This is a genomic window from Pirellulales bacterium (assembly GCA_036499395.1).
In the GTDB taxonomy this organism is placed as follows: domain Bacteria; phylum Planctomycetota; class Planctomycetia; order Pirellulales; family JACPPG01; genus JACPPG01.
Genome location: DASYDW010000077.1, coordinates 209,989 through 234,749, shown reverse-complemented (window position 1 = coordinate 234,749; position 24,761 = coordinate 209,989). Strand labels below are relative to the sequence as shown.

General features: G+C 59.5%; 18 protein-coding genes. 13 read left to right on the top strand and 5 right to left on the bottom strand.

Translation table 11 applies throughout. The features are described from left to right. Positions 1–92 precede the first annotated feature (92 nt). Both VGN12_15200 and VGN12_15195 read right to left on the bottom strand, forming a co-directional pair. Positions 93–1,205, bottom strand: a complete 1,113-nt coding sequence (locus VGN12_15200; GenBank protein HEY4310796.1) for an ATP-binding protein — start codon at positions 1,203–1,205, stop codon at positions 93–95. Positions 1,206–1,222: 17 nt separating this feature from the next. Then, positions 1,223–3,475 carry a CHASE3 domain-containing protein gene (locus tag VGN12_15195; GenBank protein HEY4310795.1) on the bottom strand — a complete coding sequence of 751 codons (2,253 nt, stop codon included), beginning with the start codon at positions 3,473–3,475 and terminating at the stop codon, positions 1,223–1,225. A 528-nt stretch (positions 3,476–4,003) separates the two neighbouring features. Between VGN12_15195 and VGN12_15190 the strand changes: the two genes are divergently transcribed. Continuing rightward, a complete protein-coding gene (locus tag VGN12_15190; GenBank protein HEY4310794.1) occupies positions 4,004–5,239 on the top strand; it encodes a putative sugar nucleotidyl transferase in 1,236 nt (411 codons plus the stop codon). Positions 5,240–5,350: 111 nt separating this feature from the next. Then, complete coding sequence (gene metF / locus VGN12_15185) at positions 5,351–6,223, top strand: methylenetetrahydrofolate reductase [NAD(P)H] (protein ID HEY4310793.1); 873 nt, start codon at positions 5,351–5,353, stop codon at positions 6,221–6,223. Between the two features lie 30 nt (positions 6,224–6,253). Here metF and VGN12_15180 read toward each other — a convergent pair whose 3' ends face one another. Continuing rightward, complete coding sequence (locus VGN12_15180; GenBank protein ID HEY4310792.1) at positions 6,254–7,501, bottom strand: protein-L-isoaspartate(D-aspartate) O-methyltransferase; 1,248 nt, start codon at positions 7,499–7,501, stop codon at positions 6,254–6,256. Positions 7,502–7,814: 313 nt separating this feature from the next. Here VGN12_15180 and VGN12_15175 point away from each other — a divergent pair, with 313 nt between their 5' ends. Further along, positions 7,815–9,176 carry a dockerin type I domain-containing protein gene (locus VGN12_15175; protein HEY4310791.1) on the top strand — a complete coding sequence of 454 codons (1,362 nt, stop codon included), beginning with the start codon at positions 7,815–7,817 and terminating at the stop codon, positions 9,174–9,176. Between the two features lie 192 nt (positions 9,177–9,368). Here the strand turns inward: VGN12_15175 and VGN12_15170 are convergent, their stop codons facing one another. Further along, positions 9,369–10,835, bottom strand: coding sequence for an FGGY-family carbohydrate kinase (locus VGN12_15170; GenBank protein HEY4310790.1), 1,467 nt, complete (start codon positions 10,833–10,835; stop codon positions 9,369–9,371). 254 nt (positions 10,836–11,089) lie between these two features. Here VGN12_15170 and VGN12_15165 point away from each other — a divergent pair, with 254 nt between their 5' ends. The 6 genes from VGN12_15165 to VGN12_15140 all read left to right on the top strand — a co-directional run bounded on the left by VGN12_15165 (position 11,090) and on the right by VGN12_15140 (position 19,651). Then, entirely contained in the window at positions 11,090–12,142 is a 1,053-nt protein-coding gene (locus VGN12_15165) for a hypothetical protein (GenBank protein HEY4310789.1), read from the top strand. Positions 12,143–12,452: 310 nt separating this feature from the next. After that, positions 12,453–13,925, top strand: a complete 1,473-nt coding sequence (locus VGN12_15160; protein HEY4310788.1) for a dockerin type I domain-containing protein — start codon at positions 12,453–12,455, stop codon at positions 13,923–13,925. A gap of 346 nt (positions 13,926–14,271) precedes the next feature. Next, positions 14,272–15,288 carry a PEP-CTERM sorting domain-containing protein gene (locus VGN12_15155; protein HEY4310787.1) on the top strand — a complete coding sequence of 339 codons (1,017 nt, stop codon included), beginning with the start codon at positions 14,272–14,274 and terminating at the stop codon, positions 15,286–15,288. A gap of 741 nt (positions 15,289–16,029) precedes the next feature. Then, positions 16,030–17,301, top strand: a complete 1,272-nt coding sequence (locus tag VGN12_15150; GenBank protein ID HEY4310786.1) for a DUF1559 domain-containing protein — start codon at positions 16,030–16,032, stop codon at positions 17,299–17,301. 206 nt (positions 17,302–17,507) lie between these two features. Beyond that, entirely contained in the window at positions 17,508–17,849 is a 342-nt protein-coding gene (locus tag VGN12_15145) for a hypothetical protein (protein HEY4310785.1), read from the top strand. Between the two features lie 317 nt (positions 17,850–18,166). Further along, entirely contained in the window at positions 18,167–19,651 is a 1,485-nt protein-coding gene (locus VGN12_15140; GenBank protein ID HEY4310784.1) for a tetratricopeptide repeat protein, read from the top strand. Positions 19,652–19,728: 77 nt separating this feature from the next. On the opposite strand, the gene VGN12_15135 is transcribed toward VGN12_15140, so the two are convergent. Continuing rightward, complete coding sequence (locus VGN12_15135) at positions 19,729–20,385, bottom strand: DJ-1/PfpI family protein (protein HEY4310783.1); 657 nt, start codon at positions 20,383–20,385, stop codon at positions 19,729–19,731. Positions 20,386–20,544: 159 nt separating this feature from the next. On the opposite strand from VGN12_15135, the gene VGN12_15130 reads away from it, so the two are divergent. From VGN12_15130 to VGN12_15115, 4 genes are all read left to right on the top strand, one after another. Then, entirely contained in the window at positions 20,545–21,318 is a 774-nt protein-coding gene (locus tag VGN12_15130) for a glucose 1-dehydrogenase (protein ID HEY4310782.1), read from the top strand. 77 nt (positions 21,319–21,395) lie between these two features. Next, entirely contained in the window at positions 21,396–22,115 is a 720-nt protein-coding gene (locus tag VGN12_15125; GenBank protein ID HEY4310781.1) for a histidine phosphatase family protein, read from the top strand. A 222-nt stretch (positions 22,116–22,337) separates the two neighbouring features. Next, the gene (locus VGN12_15120; GenBank protein HEY4310780.1) at positions 22,338–23,540 is read left to right on the top strand and encodes an acyl-CoA dehydrogenase family protein; all 1,203 of its coding nucleotides are present in this window, start codon (positions 22,338–22,340) and stop codon (positions 23,538–23,540) included. 108 nt (positions 23,541–23,648) lie between these two features. Continuing rightward, positions 23,649–24,716 carry a phosphotransferase family protein gene (locus tag VGN12_15115; GenBank protein ID HEY4310779.1) on the top strand — a complete coding sequence of 356 codons (1,068 nt, stop codon included), beginning with the start codon at positions 23,649–23,651 and terminating at the stop codon, positions 24,714–24,716. Positions 24,717–24,761 lie beyond the last annotated feature (45 nt).

Below are 24,761 nucleotides of genomic sequence, written 5' to 3'. Positions count from 1 at the left end.
AAGTGGTCAATCCTCCGCCGGACGCGGCTCGAATCTTACATCATCCGGGGCCTTGGCGACGGCAAAATAAAAATGCCGTACATCCCAAAGCCCTAGCCGGCAGGCAGTTCGACGGTCACCGTCGTGCCTTCGCCTGGATTGCTTTCGAACCGCAGGCGTCCGTGGTGGTCGGCCACGATTCCATGCACGATCGAGAGTCCTAGCCCTGTTCCACCCAGGTTGCGGCGTGTCGTGTAGAACGGCTCGCAGATGCGTGGCAGGATATCGGGATCGATCCCGGTACCCTGATCGCGGACGCGAATTCGTACCAAGTCGCCCTCACCGATCGTGCGCACGTCAATGGTATCGCCAGCGCCCGAGGCATCGGCCGCGTTGCGCAGCAAGTTCTCTAGAACCTGCCCAATGCCGTGCGAGTTGATTTCCACCGTCGGCAGGTCCGCGGCCAGCGACAGGTCTAGCGAGCAATTCCTGCTGCGCAGATAACCAGCGACCGAAGCGCACGCAGTTTGGACGATGGCGTTGAGCTCGGTCGGCGCGCGCTCGATCGTTTCCCCGCGCGCAAAGCTCAGCACATTGCGCACGATATCGCCGCATCGTTTGGCATCCGCAACAATGCTCGCCAGGGCTTGCGGCACATGCTGCTCCGAGGCCATGCCCATCTCGGCGGCGAGCAATATGGTGCCGATGGGATTATTGATTTCGTGGGCAATACCGGCCGCGAGCGTTGCCAGCGACGACAGCCGATCGTGCTGCCGGCGATTCTCGCGCTCTTGCAGGCCCGCCCGTTCCGCCTCCATGCGATGTTTGAAAAGCGCCGTCTCGATCACAACGTGCAGCTCGCGCTCGTTGAACGGCTTGAGAATATATCCGAAGGGCTCGGTGATCTTGGCCCGCTCGAGAATATCGGCGCTGGAAAACGCGGTAAGATAAATGACCGGAATGTTCCGCGCTCGTCGGATCTCGGTGGCGGCCTCGATGCCATCCATCGGTCCTTCCAACCGGACATCCATCAGGATCAAGTCGGGCTGATGATTTGCCGCGGCCTCGATCGCCGCCTGGCCCGATGCAACACTTTGCGCAATCTCGTATCCGAGGGTCGTCAACTGTTTGTGCAGGCTCATCGCGACCAGCCGCTCGTCCTCGACGATCAGAATGCGTACGCGGCGCGGCGCGTTTTCAGAGGATCGTGTTGGGGTGGCTGGCATATTCACCGTTTTCGCTCTCACGAATACCTGGCCAACGGCGCGGGAGGAAAACGAATCTGGAATTCCGTCCCCAACGCGCGCTCAACGTGCAGCGAACCGTGCAGTTGGTCGACCAGCGCCATGATCACCTGCATCCCAAACGTCGGCGACGTTTCCGGATGCACATGCTCGGGCAGTCCCACACCGTCATCGCGCACACTGAGCAGAATTTCCCTTTCGTCGGCGCTGTGCAACTCCACTTCAATGCAGCCGTGATCGCGATCCGCAAAGGCGTGCTTCAGGCAGTTGGACAACAACTCGTTGACTAACAGCCCGCACGGAACAGCATTGTCGATCGAAAGTTTCACGTCGTGAACGTCGATCAGCAGCCGAATCCGGTCGCTCGCGCGATCGGAGCCGAGCAGCGACTCACCGAGGCAGGTGATGTACTCGGCGAAATCGACTTGCGCCAGGTCGGGCGAGCGATACAAGCGTTCGTGTACGAGCGCCATCGACCGCACGCGTTGCTGGCTTTCGCTGAACATTTCGATGCTCAACTCGTCGTGGGTCTGTTGCGATTGCAGATACAGCAAGCTGGAAATGACTTGCAAGTTGTTCTTCACGCGGTGATGAACTTCCTTGAGCAATACTTCCTTCTCGTCCAGCGACGCGCGGAGGTTGTTTTCCAAAGCTCGCCGTTCGGTGATGTCGATCGTCGATGCGATGGCTCCGCGAACATTGCCGGCATGATCGAACAGGGGAACCGCCGCCGCACTGATACGCCTTACGACACCGTCCGCTCGACGAAGATCGATCTCGTGATCCGGCACCGGGGCACTGCTCGCCGTGGCGCGCTGCAGGGGAAGCTCGCTCGCCGCCAACTCGCGCCCCTGACCGAAGGCGGAAAAATCCGCGGGCTTTTTGCCGATCGGCACCGATAGCGACAGATTGGTACCCGCCGGCAGTTGCACCAGGTTGTACGCGGCCCGATTGCCCGTGATCCGATGGCATTGCGCATCGTGTGCAATCCAGACGGGCGTCGGCAAGATGTCCATCAAGGCTTCGATCTCTTCGGCCCGTTCGCGCAAGGACGCCTCGGCGATCGAGTGCTCGAGCACTTCGTGCTGCAGTTGCTCGTTGACGTGCATCAACTGGTTGGTTCGTTCCTTTATGCGCTGCTCCAACTCGTTGTGCGCCTCGTGCAATTCCTCCTCGGTATGCTTCATCCGGCTTATGTCGAGATTGATACCCGCCCAGCACAGTAGCGCCCCTTGCTCATCGCGCACCGGAACGCCGCGTGCGAGGATGGGATGCCATTGGCCGTCGCGCCCGCGAAAGCGATGCTCGCGATCCCAGGTCTCGCCAGTGCGCACGAATTCTTGCCAGGCCGCGATCGTATCCTCGACGTCATCCGCATGCAGGGCTTTCCCCCAACCGAATTCCGAACATTCTTCCTGCGTCATGCCGACCAGATTCAGAAAGGCCGGGCTGGCGTAGGTATTCTTTCCGTCGGCGTCGCACAGCCACACTCCGTAATCGATCGATTCGCCGATGGCTCGGTAGATGCGCTCGCTCTCGCGCAGTGCAAGCTCCACGCGGTTGCGCTCCTGCATTTCCTGCTGCAGCTTGTGATGGGCGAATTGGATTGCCTCGGCTTGCCGGCGTCCTGCGGCCATACTGCGACTGGCAAGTACGACAAAGGCCGCGAGAACGGCCAGGGCCAAGGCCCCCGTCACGATGTTGGCTCCAACCGCGATACGGTATGTGGCGCGAGCCCGGTCGGTGCGTTCCACCAGCATACGCCGTTCATCCGCTTTGATTTCGCCGACCAAACCACGGATGGCGTCCATCTGTTGCTTACCAGCCTTGCTGAGTGCGGCAAACTCGTTACCGCCGGTCCTTTCCCGGTACATGACGATGGCCTGCGCCAGCCGCTCGAGGCGCGCCGAAACCAACGCCGACAGCTTTACGACACGTTCTCGTTCGAGCGGGTCATCCCGGGTCTCGTCAGCGAGTTGCGCCAAGCGCTCGTTCAATCGCTTCACGGCCGCGTCGTAGGGCTGCAAGAAGATCTCGTCCCCCGTCAGGACAAAGCCGCGCTGACCCGTCTCGGCATCGACCGCCACGTTCAAGACTTCCGAAGTCAGATCCAGCACATGGTGCGTGTGAGCGACCTCGGTGACGGCATCGTTCAAGTGCGTGATGTTGCGATGAGCAAACCATCGATTCGCGGCCATTACCACAACGATCACGGCGATCGCCACGATCAGCACGCTTGGTAACTGCTTCATGCTGAGTGGCCCCGTAAAGGGCCCGTTAGGGTTCTTGATCTGCGCCAATCACTATGCAGTCAAACATGGCTGTACGCGCCAAACTAGCAGCGCAGCATTTGGCACCATCGCCCCGATACGCTCCCCGGTCGTTCCCGCTGACACGCTGCGTGGTTCGCTCCCTCTCGAGTCCAGCAGAGAATCTCTCCGCCTGTTGCCGCGCCGATCTTCTCGGCCTAACGCTTTTGCTGATGGCGGATCTCGGGCAATTAACTCCGGCAGTATGCCAAACTTCAGGAAAATGAGAAATACTTATCGATCCCGTGCGCACCCTGTGATCGGTGAGCGCGTCCATGGGCAGACATAACCGGCGACCGCTTGGCAGTATCATTCCGTCTATATGGTTTGGACGGGCGCGATTCGCCCTCTGGGCGGGCGATTTTCTGCGGTAGACTTACAGACGGATTTTTGGCGGCTTCGCGTGGCGAAACCGTGAACGCATAAGACACGCGCCGAACGCTTGCGACCGGAGAATGGAAAGCCAGATCCATGCCGATACTCCTCTTCGAAGACGAGCAGGTGACGCAGCTTTACCCGATTTCCATCGGCCGGCCTGCGTTCACGATCTCATGCGGTAGCTTTCGACTGATCGACCGCGCCCTGGCTTTGGATCCGCACGTCGAGGTGCGCGTGCGACCTCATCTGCGGGCGGTGCATGCGGCCGACTATGCTGCGCCCGCCGGCACGCGCTTGGCGGGCGAGCCGACACTGCTACTTAACGCCCGGCTGGTCCCTTCGGCCGAGGTCTGGCGGCAATTAGAAGCACTGCGGGCCGCCGGCAAACCGTTTCGCGTTGATACCGGCAAGACCCTCGCCGCGGCGCTGTTACCGGCCGGTAACGCGCTGCCAAAGGCCGACTCACCCCATCAGGAATTGCTCGACCTCGTTGAGCGCTGCGTGCTGCCCAAGGCCGAGGCTGACCTGCCGCTGTTCGACTATCCTCACGACGTGGTACGGCATCATCTGACGACATTGGCCGGAAACCTGCAATTGCGTCTGCACGAGGGCGACTATCAGCAGTTGGCCGACGGTGTTTTCACGGCGGACGGGGCGACCCTCGGACAGCACGTCGTTACCGATACCCGCAAGGGGCCGATCGTGCTGGAAAAAAATGCCTCGGTCGGACCGTACTGTTTCCTGAGCGGCCCGGCCCATTTGGGAGCCGGCGCCCGGATCATCGAGCACGCCGCCATTAAGGACGGCGTTTCCCTCGGGCATACTACGAAAATTGGCGGCGAGATTGAAGGTTCGGTCATCGAACCCTACACGAACAAGCAGCATCACGGCTTTCTCGGACATAGCTATCTCGGCAGTTGGGTGAATCTCGGCGCCGGTACCTGCAATAGCGACCTCAAAAACACCTACGGACAGGTGAATATGGAGTATTGGGGGCAAAGGGTTGCGACCGGCATGCAGTTCATCGGCACGATTGTCGGCGACTATGCCAAGACCGCGATCAATACCGGCATCTTTACGGGCAAGACCATCGGCGCGTGCAGCATGCTGTATGGGTTCGTAACCACCAACGTTCCGAGCTTTGTCAATTATGCTCGGCTGTTCGGCCAGGTAACCGAGGCCCCGGTCGACGTGATGGTCGCGACCCAGGCACGAATGTTCACGCGGCGCAATGTCAGCCAGCGGCCGTGCGATATCCAGTTGCTGTTCGACATGTACGAACTGACCCGGCACGAGCGGCAATTGGCAGGCGAACCGCTATCCCTGTAAGCTCAGTCGACTAGAATAGACTCCGCCGCGGCCGTGAAACCGGAAGCCAACCGGCGATCTTACGTGCCCGCTGCTCTAGCCAATCGTCATTCGACCAGGAACTCACTGCGCATGCGAGTCGCCGAAGCATACGGGCCGGGAAAGCTCGGCCTTTCGTTTGAATTGTTTCCGCCCAAGACTCCTGTCGGCGAGCAGGAACTGTTTCGGCACCTGGCCGACCTGGTCGCCTTTGAGCCCAGCTATATCACGTGTACTTACGGCGCGCTCGGCTCGACGCAGGCGAAGACCCTCGAGGTTGTCGAGCGGGTGCGGCGTGAATTTAATTGCCCAGTTGCGTCGCATCTCACCTGCGTCGGTTCGCCGGTATCCGCCTTGCGCGAATACTTGCGAGAAGCCGCGGCCCGGGGCGTTACGAATATCGTCGCTCTGCGCGGCGATCCTCCCAAGGGGGAAGCCGAATTCCGGCCCGTCGCGGGCGGCTTACGCTACGCCAACGAGCTCGTCTCGCTGATTCGCGGCGAGTTTCCGGATTTCGGGATCGCCGTGGCCGGTTACCCCGAGACGCACCAAGAGGCCGTCAGCCCGGAAGATGACTTACACAACCTGAAGCGGAAGGTCGACGCCGGCGCCGATATCGTGATCACACAGTTGTTCTACGACAACGATGACTTCTTCCGGTTTCGCGATCGTTGTGCGCGAGTTGGGATCACGGTGCCGATCGTCCCCGGCGTCCTGCCCGTGACAAACCTGGCTCAGATTCGACGAATCACGGGCATGTGCGGTGCCCGGCTCCCCGAGAGTCTCGTCGCTGACCTCGAAGCACACGAGGACAGTGCGGTCGATCAATTCGAAGTGGGGGTCGATTTCGCCACCGCCCAGACGCAGGCCTTACTCGATAGTGGCGTGCCTGGAATTCACTTTTACGTGCTCAACAAGTCGCCAGCCACGTGCCGGGTCTTGCGGGCCGTAACTCGACCGGCGTAAAGGAGCAAAGCGCCACGTAGCCCGGCCCAATTATTGCGGCTCGGTGCGTCCCGCTTGCAGGGCTTTCGGTAAGGCATGGCTGATCATTGCCATGACGTCGAACGAAATCTCGCCCGTCGCGCCATGCAGACCGATCCAGATGATGGCCATGCGCGCGTCACGTGGCACGGCGATGCTGTCGCTATCTTCGCGCCAGGGAAACGTTCCCATCCAATCGCCGAATGAAGCTGGCTGACCGACCGGTCGGCGATCCTCGCCATAGAACACCATGACTAGGCGGGGCCGCTCGTACTCGGCATGCCCCGGCTGAATCTCGCGCCCACGCACCCACAACGATAGTTCCAGCGAGGACACGACCCGGCCGTCGACCGCCAACGCCTGCAAGGCCCGGGCGCTGCGCCCCGGCGTGTCGTTGGTGAATGTAATTACTTGCTTACCTTCGGGCGCGGTTGAATCGGACTCTAACTTCGCATGCCGCAGGTAATACCAACCCTCGGGCACATGAGTCTCTGGCGATTCCTTTTCGAAGCCACCGCCGACGAGCGTCGGGTGAATGCTGTCCGGCTTAATCAGCCGATTACGCTCGGCCGTGCCTGTCATGGGAACGAACATCGTCGGCTCGAGCGCCTGTCCCACTAGTTTTCCATCGACCTTGCGGAACAGATACAGCGTCTGCTGAAATCGTTCGCCGACCGGCACGATCAGCCGGCCCCCTTCGCGCAATTGATCTACCAGTGGCTGGGGAACCTTTTCGGGCGAGCAGGTGACGATGATCTTGTCGAACGGTGCGGCATCGGGCCAGCCTTGATAGCCGTCACCGACGCGACAATGGACGTTTTTGTACCCCAGCCGCCGGAACACTTCGTCGGCGCGCTTTCCGAGCGGCTCCTGAATCTCGATCGTGTAAACGTCACGCACCAGCGAACTGAGCACCGCGGCCTGATATCCGCTGCCGGTGCCGATTTCGAGGACGGTATCGGTTGGCTGCGGATCGAGGTGCTCGGTCATGGTCGCCACGACAAAGGGGGGCGAGATCGACTGCCCGCAACCGATCGGCAGCGCCATGTCGAAGAATGCGTTAGGGCGCTCGGCCAGCGGCACGAATTCCTGCCGCGGCGTGATGCGCATCGCCTGAACGACGCGGGCGTTAGTGATACCAGCGCCAAGCACCTCTTCGTCGACCATTCGCCCAAGAGACTTTGCAGCGTCCTGGGCGTGACAGACCGCCCCCGCCATGAGGAACACGCCCAGGCAGGTGGTACGGATAAGAGGTTTCATCAACATGGCCTAGCAAAACATCGCCCTTGGAACGCGTTTCAGGGCGAAAGAGCGTCTGGAAATCGATTTGAATCCGCGGGACGCGCGCGACCCGTCGGAGAGACCATCTACTAGTTTACGCTCGATTGCTGCCAGCTCATCAGAGCGCGGATCGAGATGATCCGGGGCCAGGTAATTGTCAGTATCTGCAAGCCGGTTTTGTTGAGTTCGCACCCCCCCAACGATGTCGGGTAAATCGAATGCAGCCACGTTTTATCGTGTTGTGTTGCGGGGGGATCGGAAAATCCAAAAAGTTTGAGCGCAAACGTTAAATTTGGAAATCCAAAAAAAAGCGCTAAATCCCTTGCCATCGTTGGTTTCGGTTGGTAGTAAAGACTGGTGGGAGATTTTTTTCCGGTATGGTGCCGGTTGCATACCTGTCGGAGTCTGGGGGGCCTTTGGGAAGGCGCAAAATCACATGAAGAAACATCGTTCGAGTGCACTGCGCGGATTCGCAGCGTCGCTAGCAGTCGCTTTGCTCGTTGCCAATGTGGCGCGCGCCGACATCACTTGGGTTCTGCAAAATAGCTCGGCTGTGACCCTGACAGGTCAAATCGGCGGCTTCGATGCGAATAACAACATCGACGAACTCTACAACATGGTGCCGCAGACGGATAACAACATCACGCTCTTTCCGGGCTTCACCAACAGCCTGTCAACCTACAGCGTCGGCACTATGACGTCGGTGGGCAACAATTTTTTGCAGAGCCTGAATTTTGGCGCCGAACCAGACCCCAACGGCATTAATCTTACGAATGCTCAGACAGTAGTTCAAAATTCCGGGGATTTGCTTCCCAACCCCGTCCAATTCACCTCGCCACCCAGCAACTACGGCACTCCGATTCAGCAGAGCATTGCTGGCAATCTGGTTCCGACCGGAGGTTATGCGAATAACAATACTGACGGCGGCAAAGTCAGCATCTCGACGAGCTACGGTACTTTCAGTAATGGGACAGGCGATAAGGACCCAATCACCAATTTGCATGCCGCAGCGCCGATGCCGGTTGATGCCGGTGGCAACTTCAACGCGCAAACACTGGCGATCACCGGTCAATTCAATATCAACCTCGCCCTGAATCTAAATACAACTGGCGGTCAGGGCGCATTTTCGCTGAATGAGGTAGGTACCGCATCGCCAAGCGATAACACCAATCCCATGGGAATTATCACCCGCGGTGCCGGCGGCACTTACGTGATGCACGTGCCACTTCCCGCTTTTAACGACTCAGGGTCATTCGGTGCGCTCTATTACAACATCAATTTGAGCTACAACCTCACTGCTACCGCCAATATCGCCGCCGGTGACGCCAATTTCGATGGCGTTGTCAACGCCCAGGATCTGGCCCTGGTCTCTAGCGGTTGGCTAACGACCAATGCGGCGAAGCTCGGTACCGGCGACGTCAATGGCGACGGTATCGTGAACGCTCAGGACTTGGCCTTGGTTTCCAGCAACTGGCTGAAGACTACGCCGACGGTTCCCGCCTCAGTAATGGCTCCTATTGCCGGCGGCGGTACTCCAGGGGACATAGGTGGACCCTCGGCAATCAATCAATCTGTGCCTGAGCCCAGCACCTGGTTGCTGCTCGGACTGGGAAGCGTCACCCTTCTTTGGAAACGGCGTCGCTTGCGAAGTTAAAGGCCGTTTCGTTCGATATCCGACATAACTTTTCAAGCAGAGCGTTCTCAAATACAGCCTTCTCAAGTGCCTCGGCCTTGAGAAGGCTTTTTTCATGCGCGGATCTGCCGTCGGTTCCCCTTCAAGAAAGATGTTTCGACCAGCGACTCATGATGAAACTATGCTTCAAGAGCCCGCCAGCGATGCGATTGCCTACGGTGGCGCCGCCAGATACCCGCGCCTCTCGAGCTCTGCGCGGAACTTTCTAAATAGATCATCGTATTGCGCCGCATTCTTCGTCTCAGGCGCGAACGAGTGAGCCGTTTTGGCCATAGCCGCTGTCGCTTCCGCTAACGAGGAAAAGACGGTTCCGGCCGCCGCCAAGATGGTGCTACCGAAAGCCGACTCGGCGACGGCCGGCCGATGCAGGACTCGTTGCGTTACGTCCGCGCGGCATTGCATCCAGACATCGCTCTTGCTGCCACCGCCGGTCGAGTAGACGGCACCTCCGGTAGTTCCACAAGCACTGTCGAGGACTTCATAAGCCAGCCGTTCCACAATCGCCGTACCGACCAGAAACCCCGCGAATGCTTCGTTCGCATCGACGGGATCGGGCAGCATAAACCGCTCGGCGTCCGCGTGCTGAAAGGGAAAGCGTTCACCGCGCCCTACCAGTGGATAACCCACAAGTCGCCCCGGTAGAAACTCACGCGCCGCACGGTCAAGTTCCGCCGGCGGCGCCGCGCCAAACCACGCCCGGATCCATGACGATCCCGTATTGCTCGCTGCACCGGGCAACCATTTTCCGCCAGGCAACTTGTGCGAGTAGATGAGTCCCTGCGGGTCTCGCATCAGCCGTTCGGTAACTCCCTTGAAGACGAGCGTCGTGCCGAGTGTCGTGTTGTAATCTCCCGTCTTGCGCACACCGGCGGCGACCGCTGCCGCGACGCCGTCCGTGGCGCCGGCCAGCACCGTCAATCCGACCGGCAATCCAGTCGCCTCGGCCGCCCGCTCAGTCACAGTTCCCACCGGCGCCCCTGGTGCGACAACGCGCGGCAGCCGTTCGGTGACGCCCGGCAGTTCGGTCATCCACGCCGGCCATTTCTCCTCGATCAGGTCGTAGCCGGTCTTCAGTGCGTTGCTGTAATCGGTCACACCGAAGTCGCCGGTCAACTGGCCCACGATGTAATCGGCTTGGTGCACGAAGCGCGCGGCCCGCACAAAATGCTGTTCTTCATTTCGTGCCATCCACATGATTTTTGCCAGCGCGAACGAGGGCTCGAATCGGTAGCCCGCGCGTTCGCACCAAGATCGCGCCAGGTCGTTCAGGATCAGGGCTTCGCCTGATGGGCGCGGGTCGTTGTACATAATCGCCGGCCGAACCGGCTGATCATTCGCGTCGAGCGCGACCAGTGTTCCCGAGGTGCCGTCCACGGCCATCCCTTGCACCTGGCTGGTGCGAAAACCGGAACGTTTTAGCTCTTCGACGACGCCGCCCAGGCATTCCCTGACATTTTGCCACCAATCGTGGGGCAATTGCTCGTGACGCCCTTCTTCCCGCGAAAGTTTCGTCTCGTTGGCGACGGCGTTCTGCGCGACAATACGACCGTCGGCCGTCGCCACCATGGCCCGTACGCCCCCGGTCCCTAAGTCGATTCCCAGCGTCAGCGGTTCGTTCATCAAGGCTCTCTGCCCGAGGCTGAGAAAGCTATCGAAAAACGCGTTTCCAGAACGCGTCGTTTTCTTGGCCTAACGGCGTCAAAAACTGTTTGTGGACGCTTCTTCACGTTGCTATTGTAGAGATTCTTGAAACTTTTCCGGGGGTTTCCCAGTAGATTGCTAGTTCGGCGCCGATTGCCAGGCTCAATGACGCCTGCCGCTTGCCGAGCTTTTTTCGGTCCTTTTACTCTTCTTCTCTTCGTGGAGGCTGTTTTATGAAGCGGTATCTTGCCCGCGGGATGGTATTCGGGGCGATTGTTTTGGCCGTGGGCAGTTCCCTGGCCCAGGCTGACGATGCGGCGAAGGCCGTCGGCGATTGGAACCTCAAGGTCATGACCGACGACGGGCAGACTTTGGCATCGGTGCTGAAGCTAAGCCAGGACGACGGCAAGCTGAAGGGGGTTTTCGTCGGCATGGACGGCACCGAAGTCAAGGCCGATGAGATTTCGGTCAAGGGAGATGACCTGGCATTCAAGGTCGTTCTCGACTTCCAGGGCACCGAGTTGGTGGCCAAATTTGCCTTGAAGCAGGAAGGCTCGAATCTGAAGGGCACCGTCGAATACGATTTGGGTGGCCAAACTGGCAATTTGGACGTCACCGGGGGTCGCGCCGTAGCTGGCGGTGGCAAGATCGACGAAGGAACTTGGGACCTGGACATCCAGACCGACGACGGACAGACCCTGAAGGCAGCCCTGACCCTGAAAAAGGAAGGCGACAAGCTGGGCGGTAAATTCGTTGGTGTGGACGGTACTGAAGCCAAGATCGACGAGGCCGCGGTCAAGGACGGCGAGCTGGCCTTCAAGGTCACTCTCGATTTCCAGGGCAGCGAACTGGTTGCCAAGTTCAAGCTGAAGCCCGTTGACGCCGGTGCCAAGGGCACGGTCGATTACGACCTCGGCGGTCAGACCGGTACGCTCGACGTCATTGCCAAGCGTCCCGCTGGCGACAGTGGCAAATTGGCCGGAAAATGGGATGTTGATGTCACGACCGACGACGGCCAGACGCTGAAATCCAGTGTGAAAATCGAAGTCGACGGCGACAAGATCAAGGGCGTCGCTCAGACCCCCGATGGCAAGGAAGTCAAGCTCGAGGACGGCAAGATCGACGGAGAGGAAGTCTCGTTCAAGATCAACGTCGACTTCGAAGGTACGGCCCTCGTCGCCAAGTTCAAGGGCAAAGTCACGGGCGATAAGATCAAGGGGCAGGTCGACTATGACCTCAGCGGTCAGACCGGCACTCTGGATTTCAACGCCAAGAAGGCTGACTAGGGCTCTCTAGGAGCACTTGAACCAGCAATAGTGCCGCCGTCCTGTGCGGCAAGAAAACGATCACGGTCCCTCGCAGCCATCGCGTTGCGAGGGACCGTTTCTTTTAGGACCATCCCCTCGTCTGGGCAGTGTGGCATCCAAGTCTTTCGGAGTGAATTCACGGATGGTCACGGCAAATCCGAAAAGAAGGGATTTTCCAAAAAAATATGTTGCGAGCTTTTTAATGCCGGGTTAGCATCTAGAGATTGGCGGTGGTTCCTCTCTAGAGGGGGCCGGCAGAGAAATCATTTATAGGCAAGGGTTATCCAGGATGATTAATCGACTCACGTGGAAGCACGGCCTGGCGCCGGTGGCCGTTGTGGCCTGGTTCTTAAGCTCCTCCGCGAAGGCCGACATTAACTGGGTTTTTCAACCCTCGCAGAGCCCGGTCGTTTTCTCGGGCGCCATCGGGGATGTGGTTTTCAATTCGGCAGATGGCGCGTTAGGGAGCGAAATCGATTACCCCAACGGCCAGCCGGAATGGATCCAAGTCTATAATGGCGTTCCCCAGGCCAAGAATCAGTTCGATCCCAATGTGCAAGGGTATACCGACGCCAATGGCCAATTTCACTTTGGTGTCGATCCGAATTTTGGCTCCTACCCGGGCTATACGAACTCTGCCCAATCGTCGGCATCAGGTAGCTTCACCACGGTAGGAAATAACTTCCTGAACTCGCTTAATTTCGGCGCCGAGCCGGTCATTGCCAATTTCAACAACTTCAATCCAACGACCCAATTCGCATTCAGCGGCAACTATTATCCCGATTCGGGAGGGACCGGTACGCCTGGCATTTACAACAATGCGACCCCCTCTCAACTTGGCCTAACGTTCGTCGGAGCTTCGGGTCCGAACATTTTCGCGAATGGCACTGCCGCTCAGCAGTCGATGTACGGAACGGTCCTCGCCCCGGTTGTTGGTGGTGGCCCCCTGGATGCTGGTTTCGGTCCTACCGGAAAAGGTGATGCCGGAACGGCGGCCTTGACCGGTACCGGCGGGTACGCGTCGAGCAATGGTGTCACGGTAACTCCGACCACCACCGGGTCGTTTGATGCCAGCAACATTCATTTCTCGGGCGTGTTGGCCTTTTCGTCGAATTTTCAAGCGAATAATGGATCGAATAACGTCGCCCAATTCACGCCTTCGTCCTTTTTCGACCTGGTCAATCAACTGGCGAACAATGGCACGAACGGCCTTCTCTCGATCAGCAATGATTTGGGAGCGTCAGCCGTAGGGCAGTACACGCGTGGACCGGGAGGGACTTACCTGATGGCGGTCCCCTATTCGGCCACGATGTCGTTCGGCACTTCAAACGGCGACATTAATTTTGCCGGACTGAAGGGGACGCCCGATCCCTCTCGTCCGGACCCCACGGATCCTAATCACCTGTACGGGTCGACGATTGGAACCGGCGTCTTCATTGACTTGCACTTTACGGCCACCTTCACGGCCCAAGCGAATATCGCCACTGGCGACGCCAATTTCGATGGCGTCGTGAACGCTCAAGACTTGGCCCTGGTTTCCAGCAATTGGCTCACGGCGAATTCGGCGCACTTGGGCACAGGTGACATAAACGGTGACGGTATCGTGAACGCCCAGGATTTGGCGTTGGTTTCCAGCAATTGGCTGCATACCACGCCCGCTTTGCCCGGTGGCGGCAACGCCAATTCGGTCCCGGAGCCGGGAACTTGGATTTTGCTCGGATTGGGTGGAATATTGCTTGCAATCCGTCGCAGACTAGTGTAAAGTTTTATTTTTATGGGGCTGTTTGTGCGCCAAGCAGCTTCATGAATCGAGTAGTTTTGATCGAAGCGTGTGTGTGACCTAGACCTGCCGTCAATCGCGACGCCAGGGGACGTAGGTTAGAGATTCGGCCCAGCTAGCGAAGTGCTAATGCAAGCGAAACTTTGAACGACATCTAGTCGGGGCAACGGTCAACGCCCTCTGACAGCCAACTGGATAGAAGCCCACTAGGGTGCATCCGACACGGCTCAGAGAAATTGCGAAGACCACTTTCAAAGTATCGTTTTGTTATTAGTCAGTCGCTAAGAGCCTTTTCTCTAAGCTTGCGCATCATCTAGGAGAGCACACAGTGAAATTTCGATCCCTCGTCGCAGCGGCCGTCGTCCTATCGATGGTCTCTTCTGCCCAGGCCGTTCAGCTTGTCGTGATGAGTGTGGCGACCCATGCCACCAACAGCATCATTCCTGCCGGTGAACAGGTCGTCACCTTCGGCGTCCAGGTCAAGGCAGCTGACCTTGTCGGTGCCGGCACCAATCCGGTGCTCGTCGTTCAAGACGTTACTTTCGCCGGCAACGGCCTAACCACCTCCGCCGGGATACCTTTCAACCAAGGCGGCCTCACCAACATCGCTGACGTCAGTGCTGCCCAATCGATCGTTAACGGCTCCTATGCCAATCAGGCCGGCCCGGACTTGGTGCCGGCTGTACAAACTGATCTGGCGCTCGGCGGACAGCGCTCGCTGTATGCCGACAGCTGGTGGTACGGTAGTGGTTCCGGCACCCTGACGGGTGTGAACAGCGCCGCAGGTACCACTGGCACGCTGCCCTCCGCTTGGCAACTCGGCCCGATCAGCGCGATCGGTCCGACCGCCTTCGTCTGGAACTCCGGTACCGGTGTACAAGCAGGTGACACTGCCAACCAAGCCGTCCAGAGCCCAACCGGAACGAATGCCACGGTCGGCCAATACATGATGTTCACCGGCCTTTACGGACCGAACGGTTCGAACGCGCTGACCCAGTCGACCCTTGCGAGCCAGTTCGTTAACGGCGTCCTCACGGTCCCCTTGGCTCAGATTGTCACGACCGGTGACATTCAGATGCCCGGTACTTACTCGAACGCCGGCGGTGGTGTCCCCAGCGGTCCAGGTACCGGTACCTACCTCGGCTTGATCGGCGACCAGGTGTCGAACGGTCCGACCGGCAACGGTACGTACAACCTGCAAGGCAACGACCCCACCTCCAACCCGGGTATCTTCTACCAGTTCTCGACCCAGACGATTCAGCCGCAAGTCCCGGAGCCGGGTACGATCGTGCTGGCCGGTCTGGGCGCACTGGGCCTTGCCTTGGCTTGGAAGCGTCGTAAGTAAGCAGATTTGGGAGTTGTCAGAAAAGCTTCCTCTTCCTGGTGCGGTTGGGGAAGTCGATAGCAAGTTGGGTGAGGCGTCCGTAGTGCCGCTCGCATGAGCCGATCACGCGGAACTCACCCAGAGACGAGGTTCGGGCTGGGGACGACTCGCAAGGTCGTCCCCAGCTTTTTTTATGCGCCTTGATGCCGCAAGGTTGCGGGATGCACCAAGCTCGGGGCTTCGCTTCAGAGCCACATCCCTTCAGTCCGGCTAACTACGACGTAGCCCCGCGTAGTTTCGGGATCGCGGCCGTACCGTCGCGCAAGCCGTTCACTTCTTTGACGGGGGTGCTAGTCCCGCGAGACCGCGCAGTGGGATTGCCTCACACGTCTTTGGGAATCGCAAAATCACCTGGCCTTAAGGACGCGGTGTTTCCAACCGACGTGCCGCTCCGATTGATCTCCCTACCTTTGTGGGGGTCACAAAGGTTCGCCTACAGAAGTCCGCTTATGCGACATCTACCCCGCCCAAACCTGGCATGAGCAATCGACTCTCGCCGCGCAAAAACGACCATTGCCACATCGTCGCGATACCGTGAACATCATTGGTCGTTAAAATCGCAAAAGATTTTTAACACTAAGTTTGCATTCTTGACTTGGCGTCGGTATGCTCAGCGGTGGATATCCCGCTCGGGAATTCATCTGCTCTTATTTTCATCGAAGAGGGGGGACGCCTCCTCGGCACGGGAAGGGAGATTTCAACATGCACGCCTCGCGCCGCCGGACCGGCTTTACGCTGGTCGAATTGCTGGTAGTGATTGCAATCATCGGCATCCTTATTGGCCTACTGTTGCCTGCTGTACAGGCCGCCCGCGAAGCCGCGCGGAAGGCCCAATGCCAGAACAATATGAAACAGTTCGGGCTCGCCCATCAAAACTATCTCAGCGCCATGGGGGTCTTCGTTCCCGGTGGCCTGGTGGATACGGGCGGAAACTTCTTGGCCAGCTCTTACACGATGTTGCTTCCGTACTTCGAGGCGGGGGCGACCTCGGCCATGTATGTCAACACTAACCAGTGGTACAACCAGCCGCAGATCGTTGCCAATCAGGTGATTAATACCTTTGTCTGTCCGTCGGATGACAAAGACAACCCGATTTACAACGCGGCTCTTGATTACGGTACAACCTCGACAACAGCCACCTTTCCGGTTCCATCTCCCACTGGTACACAGGGACCGTTGGCTAGCGCGGGCAGCATGACCACGTTCAACGGTCTCTTTGGCGCCGTCGATTACATCCTCTGCTCGGGTATCACGGATGCCTGGTGCGTCGAAGGAAACAGTGTGCCCGGTTGGGAACGCGGCATGTTCAGTTTCAACATGATGAATACGGCCCAGGCCATCACCGATGGCTTGAGCAATACCTTCATGATGGGCGAGGGTGCTCAGGGTTCGAAGTGGCATATCAGCACGGTTCGCACGCCCTTGAGCGATAAGGATGGCACCGGCAACACTTCAAACCAACCGCAATGGGCGTGGATCGCCGGCGAGCCGAATTCCACCACGTTTTCGACTATTGCCGGACAGGCCTTCAATGTCGGCAGCATGATGGGAACGACGACGATGCCGCTTAATCAATATCCGGTGCTAATGAGCCGAGCCGATGGTGGAAATCTCACAATTGCTGGTTACGCCGGGCTGTCACCGAGCAAAAATGCCTGTAATTCTAGCGCTATGACTTCGAGCCAAGGAAATTCGCACATGATGAGCGGTTTTCGTTCGTCGCACACCGGCGGCGCCAACTTCCTGATGGCCGATGGCAGCGTCCGCTATATCCAGACCGGCATCGACTGTGCCAACGGCGGTTATGGATACTATCCTGATCCGCGTCTTGGTGGCTCTCTTCAAGCTCTTACTGCGGGAACCTACCCGAACTATACGCAGATCTCGGTACCGACAACCGGAAAACCACCGATGGTCGGGATCTATCAGGCACTGTCGACGCGGGCCGGTGGCGAGCCTGTTTCGCCTCCGTGATTCCAGCGTGATTTCCGTATGACCCCTTTCGCGCATTGCTTGTCTGTTATTTAAAGAAGTTCTTATCTCCGGCTGCGATCAAGCGCGATCGCAGCCGGAGAGTTTTTGCTTAAATCGCTCGTACTCGCCGGGCAAGGCGATTTTCCCCACCAAGGGCCCCTGTCGAACAGGGCTCATTTCGAACCTAGAGAGTTTTCTGAACCACCATGCTGTCGACCATTTCCAACGCCAAGGTTTTTCGTGTCGCAGGTTTTGCCACCTTGCTCGTCGCCATGCTGCTGGTGACCGGTTGCGGGCCGAAGTACAAAGCCGCCCCGCCGCAGGTGGCAACGCCGGAAGACATCAAGCAACTGATTGGCCAATTAGCCAAGAAGCAGAAAGCCGGATTTGGCATCGACGATATTCGCATTCCCGCGGCTAAGCGCCTTGGCGACATTGGCCCTCAGGCTAAGGAGGCGATCCCGGCACTCGAGAAGATGGCCAAGGACAAAGATCCAGCAGCCAAGCAAGCCGCCGAAGAAGCGCTGGCCAAACTCAAGGCTGCCTAGCTCGCGCGCCCGTCATGCAGTGTGATGCGGCGCCACGCTGTGACGCTGCATCAACTTTCAAAAATGCGCTGAATTGCGCTTCGCGCATTGATCCATCGCATCGCTTGCGCTCGTATTTCCTTGGCAATCGTTGCGCGGCGCCAAGGGCGACTCGCTGTGCTGGCGGGGGGCCTGCGCCATGCTAGAATAGACTTGAGTAAGTCGATGGGCAGGCACTCTGGGGCGAGCCATCAGTCATCCCGCGCGACTAAGGGGATGTCCTCAATGCTCTTCCCTTCATTCATATTCTTTATCGGGACGCGAAGGGGAGAACTGGCATGCATCGTTCGTCGCCGCGCTTCGCCGCGACCGTCAAGTTGCGGCATACGCTGGTCAGAGCCACGGCGATATTCGCCTTTGCATCCTTGTCCTGGGTATTCAGTGCGGACATGGCATCCGCGGAACCACTGCGCGTAGACGGTTCTTCCCCGGACAAGAAGACCTACCCCGAAATCGAAGAAGCCAAACGAAAGCTGGCTAAGCAAGACGTCGACGGCGCGCTCGAATCCTTCAACGCGGCCGCCAAGGCGCACTCGGATCTCCCCAACGGGCGCGTACAGATGGCCACGGTTTACTATGCGCTCAGTCGTCCACGGGATGGCCGTGCTCAGCTCGAACGCGCTGTGATCGACTATCCGGACGATCCAGAAACGTATCTCGTGATGGCCGAGTTAGCGCTGCGCGAAGGGCGCTGGACCGACGCCGGTCTGTTAAGCGACAAGGCGCTCGCGCTGGCTAAGCCGTTCAAAGGGGACGCGGAAAAGAAAAAGGACCTCATCAAGCGCGCCTATCTGGGCGCCGCGATGGTTGCCCAGCAGCAAGAGCATTGGGAAGACGCGCGCAAGCTGCTCGGCGAGCTGCTCAAGGCCAGCCCCGACGCCGCCGCGGGGCATTATCGCTTGGGCCAGGTCTTGTTCGAGATGGACAAGCAGAAAGAAGCCTATGCCGAGTTACAGGCCGCGGCCCGCATGGACGAGGATATCCCCTCGCCCGAAATGACAATGGCCCAGATGTTCGAGAAGGCTAAGGACCGCGCAAGCGCCGATAAATGGATGAAGCAAGCGGTCGCCGCCGATCCGAAGAAGCTCAAGACCCGCCTGGACGCTGTGCAATGGTTGCTACGCACCGGCAGTCTCGAGGAAGCCAAGAAGCAGGCCGCTGAAGCGCTCTCGATCGATCCCGAATCGCAAGACGCGTTGTTCCTGGCCGGCCGCGTGGCTCGCTTTGGCAAGGAGTATCAACAGGCACAAAAATATCTTGAGCGTTCCTATCTGGAGAGCCCCGGCGCCGGCAGCATAGCCAACGAGTTGGCGCTGACTCTGAACGAAATCGGCGAAGAGGAGCGGAAGCGGGCTTTCACACTCGCCGATGCCACCTACCGGCAACAACGCGATGCCGAAACGGCCGCGACCCTGGGCTGGATCTGTTACCGCATGGGACGAATGGAAGACGCCGAGCGCGTCTTCAACGCCGTGGCCACGGCCAATCAATTTTCCCCCGATGCGGCCTACTTCTTCGCCATGTTTGCCGACGACCGCAGTCGCGGTGAAGCGGCCAAGCCATTGCTCGAAGCGGCCTTGAAGAGCGACGCTCCGTTTGCCTACCGTGCCGAAGCGCAAAAACTGTACGATCGATTGTCCAAGCGACCGGCTGCGGTCCCGGCCAAGGCCGACGCGACGCCCGCCGCGGATAAGGTCGAGACGAAGTCGGCCACCAAGGCGCCGGCCAAGGCAACACCGGCCAAGAAGCCGGCCACGCCCTAGTGCAGGAAGCGTCGCGCGGCAAATAACGTCGGCGCGAAAACTGCGGAATCAGCAATTCCGGCGTCTGCATCGTCTCGTCAGCCAAGCGTCTGCCAATTCGGACGCGGCCAGGGATATTCCATATAGCGGGCCGTTTCTTCCGCGACAGCCTGGCCCAGCAGCCGGCCTACGACATACAACGACATGTCGATGCCCGCGGCCACCCCGGCGCTCGTGATGATCCGTCCGTTATCGACGAGGCGCAGGCCGGCCTCGACCTGCGTGTGCGGCGCGGTCTCGCGTAACAGATCGATGGCGCCATGATGCGTCGTCGCGCGCAAACCGTCTAAAAGTTTCGCCTTGGCCAATAGCAGCGCGCCGGTGCACACCGAGAGCGTCAGTTCCGTGTTCGCATCGCGCGCGGCGATCCACTCCAGAAGTGTGGCGTTGTGCATCTCGCGTCGCGTCCCTTGTCCGCCAGTCACCACCAGCAGATCTGCCGCCGGCGCGGTCCCGATCGCATAGTCCGCCATCACGCGTAGCCCGTTGCGCGCGGTCACGATTCCCGCCTTCTCGGCCACCGTGTAAACCTGGAATGCCTTCGGTCCCGATCTGCCCCCGGTGACGGAAAAGACTTCGAACGGACCGCAGAAGTCCAGCACCTCGACATCGTCAAAAATCAGGATGGCGACGGTACGGGGCGTGATACGCTCGTCGGTCATAGGAAACTCCTCGGGCAGAAGGATTTCGATCATGTCATCCGCGACCTTCCGCTGATGATGACGCTGGCGAGCGTCCTTGCGTTCCGCGACCTGTCGCGTTTGCCCCGGTTCGTGGCGGATGTTAACTTGCTCTCACACTGACCAAGAAATCGAGCGCCGCCAGTGGCGCCGCACACCGAGGGGGATGGCACAATGCCCGATTCGATCAAAGCGCGTTTCAATCTTACAGGTAAAGTTGCCATCGTCACCGGGGCCAGCAAGGGAATTGGTGAATCGATCGCCCGCGGCCTGGCCGAGTTCGGCGCCAAGGTGATGGTCAGCAGCCGCAAGCAAGAGAGCGTCGACGTCGTGGCCAAGGCGATCCAAGCCGCCGGCGGCGAAGCCGACGCCGTCGCCGCGCATGCCGGTAGTACGGCCGATCTTCATGCCCTGGTCGACAAGACGGTCGCCCGATTCGGCGGCGTGGACATCATCGTCAACAACGCGGCGACGAACCCGGTCTTCGGGCCCATCGTGATGGCCGATGAAGCTGTGTTCGACAAGATCATGGCCGTCAACGTTAAAGGGCCCTTGGAACTGGCCAAGCGCGCCTTCCCGATTATGGCCGAGCGTGGTGGTGGATCGGTTATCAACATCAGCAGCATCGGCGGCATTAGCCCCGAGCCGATGTTGGGCATCTACAGCGTCAGCAAGGCGGCGCTGATCAGCCTGACCAAGGTCTTGGCCGCAGAGTGGGGCGCGGTGAAGATACGCTGCAACGTCATCTGCCCGGGCCTCGTGCAGACCAAGTTCAGCAAGGCCCTGTGGGAGACCGAAAGCAACTTGGAGAAATTCACCTCGCAGTTGCCGCTGGCGCGGATGGCCCAACCCGATGAGATCGCGCCCATGGCCGTGTTCCTTGCCGGCGATGCCGCGGAATACTGCACCGGCGGAGTCTACCTGGTCGATGGCGGTCACACGATCTAGATGGCTGTCGAGTTTCTGAATTGCCGCTACCCGGCTGTTGTGTAGACAGTCGAGCTTCGTCCTCGGGCACTCCTGCGATGAGCACCCTTTTTGCAATCCGGCACGGCCAGGCCTCGTTCTTTGCCGAGAACTACGATCAGTTGTCTCTTGTTGGAGAAACGCAGTCGCGGTTGCTCGGAGAGTATTGGGCCGAGCGGCACGTCCTGTTTGACGAAGTCTTCACGGGCCCCTGCCGCCGCCACATCGAGACAGCCCGTCTGGCCGGTGAAGCATATCGGGCTGCCGGATTGGACTGGCCCGAGCCGGTGGTGCTTCCTGGTCTCGACGAATACGAGGCCGAAGCCGTGCTGAAACAGGCCCTGCCGAGCCTGATCCAGGAGCACGACAACATCCGTCGCCTGCACGAGGCGGTCGAACGGGCGCCGGACCGCGCCGAGAAGCTGCGTGCGTTTCAAAAGCTTTACGAAGTAGTGATCGACCGTTGGGCCCACGGCGAATTGGACCTGCCACGGGTCGAATCCTGGGCCACATTCTGCCAACGCGTGCATCGGGCGTTGGATGAGATCTCGGCCCGGCCCGGCGCCGGCCGGCAGGTCGCGGCTTTCACGTCAGGCGGGCCGGTAGGGGTATGTATGCAGCGAGCCCTGGGGCTCACGCATCGCACGACCTTGCAGATGGCTTGGATGGTGCGTAACGCCTCGTTCAGCGAATTTATCTTTTCCGGCGAGCGATTTACGCTCAGCCGATATAACGCCTTTCCGCACCTGGACGCCCCGGAACACCTGACGTACCGATAGACGGCCGACCCGATAAACGGTCGACGGCTTATCCGACCGCACGCGCCCGGCGTGGCCACGAGACGGGCCCGCCGCTTTACAGCGGCGCTGGAAATGCGACGATTGTGGGAATCGTCGCCAGGCGACGGCGCATACAACCGCAATTCGCATACGGGGCCGCAAGGCCGACGAGCATCGCGCACGCATCAACTCGCGTCCACAACATTTCGAGGGGAGATTCGGATGGACTTCTCTATTTCGCCCAGGATGCAAGAGATCCTCGCGCAGGTGCGCGAGTTCGTTGAGAAGGAGCTCTATCCGCTCGAGCCTGAGGCTCGCGAGCGCGGATTCAAAGCGATGGTGCCGCAATTGCGCGAGAAACGCGCCAAGGTGCGCAAGCTCGGCCTGTGGTGTCCGCAAATCCCCAAAGAGCATGGCGGCATGGGACTGTCGCTTCTCGAACACGGCATGGTCAGCGAAGCTCTCGGCGGCAGCACGATGGGGCATTATTCGTTCAACTGCCAGGCCCCCGATGCCGGCAACATGGAAATCCTGTTGCAGTTCGGCACCGACGAGCAGAAAAAGACCTGGCTGAAGCCACTCTTGGAAGGCGAGATTCGCAGTTGCTTTTCGATGACCGAGCCGGAGCGCCCCGGTTCGAACCCCGTGTGGATGGATACCCTGGCCGTGAAACAGGGAAGCGATTACGTCATCAACGGCCGCAAGTGGTTCACGTCATCGTATGACGGGTCGGCCTTTGCCATCGTAATGGCCGTTACAAATCCCGAGGCGCCGCCGCACAAGCGGGCCAGCCAGATCATCGTGCCGGTCAACACGCCCGGTTTCAAGTTCATTCGCAATATCGAGCTGATGGGGCACGCCGGCGACGACTATGACAGCCACGCCGAGGTCGTTTACGAAAACTGTCGCGTCCCGCAGACGAACGTGCTCGGCAAAGAGGGGGAAGGCTTCGCCATCGCACAAGAGCGTCTTGGCCCGGGCCGTATCCACCACTGCATGCGCTGGATCGGCATCTGCGAGCGCTCGTTCGATTTGATGTGCAAGCGCGCCGCCAGCCGTGAACTTGCCCCCGGCAAGCCGCTCGGCACGCAGCAGATCGTTCAGCAATGGATCGCCGACAGTCGTGCCGAGATTAATGCCGCCCGCCTGATGGTCCTGCAAGCCGCTTGGAAAATCGACAACCAGGGCATAGCCGAGGCGCGCGAAGAGATCTCCTGCATCAAGTTTTTCGCTGCCGACGTGCTGCTGAAGGTGATCGATCGCGCGATCCAGGTGCATGGCGCCCTGGGTATCACCAGCGATACGCCCCTGGCGACGTTCCTGCGCAACGAACGTGGCGCCCGTATCTACGACGGCGCCGACGAAGTACACAAAATGGTCGTCGCCAAACGCGTCCTCAGTCGTTACGGCGTGAAGATCTCGTAGCGCGATTGGCAATTCAAAGTCTGAACCCCTCTCCCTCCGGGAGAGGGCAGGGTGACGGGAACTACTAGTCACCCGTCACTCACTTTCCCACGTGCCCGGAGTCCCCACGTGACTGACATTCTCGATAAAACGCGCACGGTTCGCTCGGGCGAGGAACTCGACCTCGCCAAGCTCGATGCTTATTTGCGTGAACAATTGCCGACGGCCCAAGGCGAATTGATCGTCGAGCAATTCCCGGCCGGCCACTCGAACCTTACCTACTCAGTCCGGTTGGGCGATCTGGACATGGTGCTCCGGCGCCCGCCGTTCGGCAGCAAGGTGAAAAGCGCGCACGACATGGGGCGCGAATACCGTGTGCTGTCGAAATTGCACACGGGTTTCCCTCAGGCACCGCAAACGGTGTTGTATTGCGATGATGACACGGTGTTGGGCGCCCCCTTCTACCTGATGAATCGCATCCGCGGCGTGATCATTCGCCGCGAGCCCCCGGCCGGGCTCGATTTCACGCCCGATGTCGCCCGCCGGCTCAGCGAGTCGTTCGTCGATACCCTCGCCACGCTGCATGGTCTGGATTACGAAAAAATCGGCCTGGCCGATCTTGGCAAGCCCACGGGTTACATGCAGCGGCAGGTCGAAGGTTGGGTGAAGCGCTACTATGGCTCGCAGACGCACGATATTCCCGAAGTCGAACCGGTCAGCCGCTGGATGGCCGAGCACATGCCCACGCATTCTGACGCCACGCTGATCCACAACGATTACAAGTACGACAACACGATCGTGGCGGCCGATGACGTCACCAAGATTATCGGCGTGCTCGATTGGGAAATGTGTACGCTCGGCGACCCGCTTTCGGATTTGGGGACAGCGCTGTGCTATTGGATCAACGCCGACGATCCAGGCGAGATGCAGTTGATCCGCTGGGCGCCGACGACTGTACCGGGAAGCATGACCCGGGCCGAGTTGGCCGCGCGATATGCCGAAAAGACGGGTCGTGACATATCGGGCATGGTCTTCTACTACGTCTATGCCATGTTCAAGACGGCCGTAATCGCGCAACAGATTTACTACCGCTACCACCACGGCCTGACGAAGGACGAGCGCTTCGTGGCCTTCCTGGAGGCAACAAAGATCATGATGCGTGCCAGCCTGCGGGCGGCCGAGACCGGGAAGTATTGAAGGCGAGCGAACAATTCAATTCCGCTCCTCGTGTTCAGCTGATGA

Coding starts and splice junctions, on each gene's coding strand:
- VGN12_15200 (HEY4310796.1), bottom strand. CDS start 1,205: ATGCCAGCCACCCCAACACGATCCTCTGAAAACGCGCCGCGCCGCGTA.
- VGN12_15130 (HEY4310782.1), top strand. CDS start 20,545: ATGCCCGATTCGATCAAAGCGCGTTTCAATCTTACAGGTAAAGTTGCC.
- VGN12_15180 (HEY4310792.1), bottom strand. CDS start 7,501: ATGAAACCTCTTATCCGTACCACCTGCCTGGGCGTGTTCCTCATGGCG.
- VGN12_15190 (HEY4310794.1), top strand. CDS start 4,004: ATGCCGATACTCCTCTTCGAAGACGAGCAGGTGACGCAGCTTTACCCG.
- VGN12_15120 (HEY4310780.1), top strand. CDS start 22,338: ATGGACTTCTCTATTTCGCCCAGGATGCAAGAGATCCTCGCGCAGGTG.
- VGN12_15150 (HEY4310786.1), top strand. CDS start 16,030: ATGCACGCCTCGCGCCGCCGGACCGGCTTTACGCTGGTCGAATTGCTG.
- VGN12_15140 (HEY4310784.1), top strand. CDS start 18,167: ATGCATCGTTCGTCGCCGCGCTTCGCCGCGACCGTCAAGTTGCGGCAT.
- VGN12_15125 (HEY4310781.1), top strand. CDS start 21,396: ATGAGCACCCTTTTTGCAATCCGGCACGGCCAGGCCTCGTTCTTTGCC.
- VGN12_15135 (HEY4310783.1), bottom strand. CDS start 20,385: ATGATCGAAATCCTTCTGCCCGAGGAGTTTCCTATGACCGACGAGCGT.
- metF (HEY4310793.1), top strand. CDS start 5,351: ATGCGAGTCGCCGAAGCATACGGGCCGGGAAAGCTCGGCCTTTCGTTT.
- VGN12_15165 (HEY4310789.1), top strand. CDS start 11,090: ATGAAGCGGTATCTTGCCCGCGGGATGGTATTCGGGGCGATTGTTTTG.
- VGN12_15170 (HEY4310790.1), bottom strand. CDS start 10,835: ATGAACGAACCGCTGACGCTGGGAATCGACTTAGGGACCGGGGGCGTA.
- VGN12_15145 (HEY4310785.1), top strand. CDS start 17,508: ATGCTGTCGACCATTTCCAACGCCAAGGTTTTTCGTGTCGCAGGTTTT.
- VGN12_15160 (HEY4310788.1), top strand. CDS start 12,453: ATGATTAATCGACTCACGTGGAAGCACGGCCTGGCGCCGGTGGCCGTT.
- VGN12_15195 (HEY4310795.1), bottom strand. CDS start 3,475: ATGAAGCAGTTACCAAGCGTGCTGATCGTGGCGATCGCCGTGATCGTT.